This is a genomic window from Terriglobus sp. YAF25 (assembly GCF_052113305.1).
Taxonomy (GTDB): domain Bacteria; phylum Acidobacteriota; class Terriglobia; order Terriglobales; family Acidobacteriaceae; genus Terriglobus.
On the sequence record NZ_JBFRCY010000913.1, the window covers coordinates 1 to 1,532 of the forward strand.

Annotated in this window: 2 protein-coding genes; one reads left to right on the forward strand and one right to left on the reverse strand. The window is 56.8% G+C overall.

Going from position 1 to position 1,532, the window contains the following annotated elements; all coding sequences use genetic code 11:
- On the forward strand, nucleotides 1-711 hold a 711-nt coding region (gene rseP / locus AB4043_RS25170; RefSeq protein WP_442308481.1), incomplete at its 5' end, for an RIP metalloprotease RseP.
- Nucleotides 712-798: 87 nt separating this feature from the next.
- Here rseP and AB4043_RS25175 read toward each other — a convergent pair.
- A complete protein-coding gene (locus AB4043_RS25175; protein WP_442301895.1) occupies nucleotides 799-1,188 on the reverse strand; it encodes a YciI family protein in 390 nt (129 codons plus the stop codon).
- Nucleotides 1,189-1,532: the final 344 nt, after the last annotated feature.

Consider the following 1,532-nt stretch of genomic DNA (forward strand, 5'->3'; position numbering starts at 1 on the left):
ATGCAGGATGCACCGATCGGCGTCAATGAGGTGGATGGAGGAACTCCGGCGCAGCGTGCCGGTCTGCAGCCGGGCGACAAGATTCTCGCGATTGACGGCCTGCAGCTTCGCTCTGTTCCCGCACTGCTGGCTTATCTGAGCGACCAGGCCGGAAAGACCTCAACGCTGCAGGTCCTGCGCGACGGCAAGACACTGACAACGAACGTCACGCCGGAGATCGGCGACATCGGCAACGGCATCAAGAAGTATCGCCTTGGCTTCCGCCCGGCACAGATGCCTCTCCGTATCTCGCAGTTGCCGTGGGGCGAGGCGGTCGTGCAGTCGGTCCAGGAAAACTGGAAAGACTCAACCATGATCGTCGAGGTGCTGAAGCGGATGTTCACCCACCAGGTCTCGGTCAAGAGCCTCTCCGGGCCGATTGGTATCGGCCAGCAGATCGGCGCGGCCGCGCGCGACTCAGTGTGGACGGTCTTCCGCCTGATGGCGATGATCTCGATCAACCTCGGCATCTTCAACCTGCTGCCGATTCCGATTCTGGATGGCGGCATGATCCTGATGCTGATTGTGGAATCTGTCATCCGCCGCGACCTGAACCAGCAGCTCAAGGAGCGGGTCTACCAGGTAGCTTTCGTCTGCCTGCTGCTCTTCGCGGCCATGGTGATCTTCAATGACATCTCGAAGCTGGGATGGTTTGCGAAGCTGAAACCGTAGTTTGTCTTTATGGCATTGCAAAGCCCGGCGTATAACGCCGGGCTTTTGCTTTTTGGGCGTTGCCAGGGTAAACCTGATTACACAGATTTACTTCTTGAGTGCTACCGCCTCCGCCTCGTAGCAAGCGGCCGGGTCCCCCGAGTACTGCTCGTAAAGTTGGCGCAGTTCACACTCTCCTTCTCCCACCACCTTGAGGAACTGCTGCACCAACTCGATTGCCTCTTCCTTCGAGTCCGCCTTCAACAGAGCAAATCCACCCACCACCTCTTTCGCCTCGGTGAAAGGCCCATCCGTTACGCTGATCTTGTCGTCAGAGCGCCGAATCCGCACACCAAGAGCCGAAGGCAGGCAGCCCTCGGTGGCGAGAAGCCAGCCCTTGGTAAAACCTTCCTCGATCAGCGTGCCCATGGTTGCCATCTCTTCCGGGGAGGGAGGGGTGTTTCGTTCAGGCGCCTTGTAGATGCTTAGAAATTTCATCGTTGTCTCCTTAGAAACGTTCGGGTTGCGAGCTGGGCTATTCGAGGCCATCAGTCTGCGAAGTCCGAGCTCTATCTATGCGTCGAATCAGGGTTCCCTTATTCGACAAAAGAATTAGAAAAATGTTTATTTTTCTTTTGCGATCATCTCGGACAGGTCCCAGTACCGCTCCGTCACCTCAGGCCGAATTTATCGATGCAATCGGTTGCCGGCCCCACCACAGGGCGAACCCTCCTTTGCCGTGCCCCTTACATCGCTCCACGATATTGTTGTCCTGAGGATGGCAACTCGCCTCCTTGCAAGGAGCATCAAAAATCTGTTGGAATTATTTCTCCAAGCGCATC

Excerpts from the sequence above, each read along its gene's own strand:
- AB4043_RS25175 (WP_442301895.1), bottom strand. The coding sequence starts at position 1,188 with ATGAAATTTCTAAGCATCTACAAGGCGCCTGAACGAAACACCCCTCCC.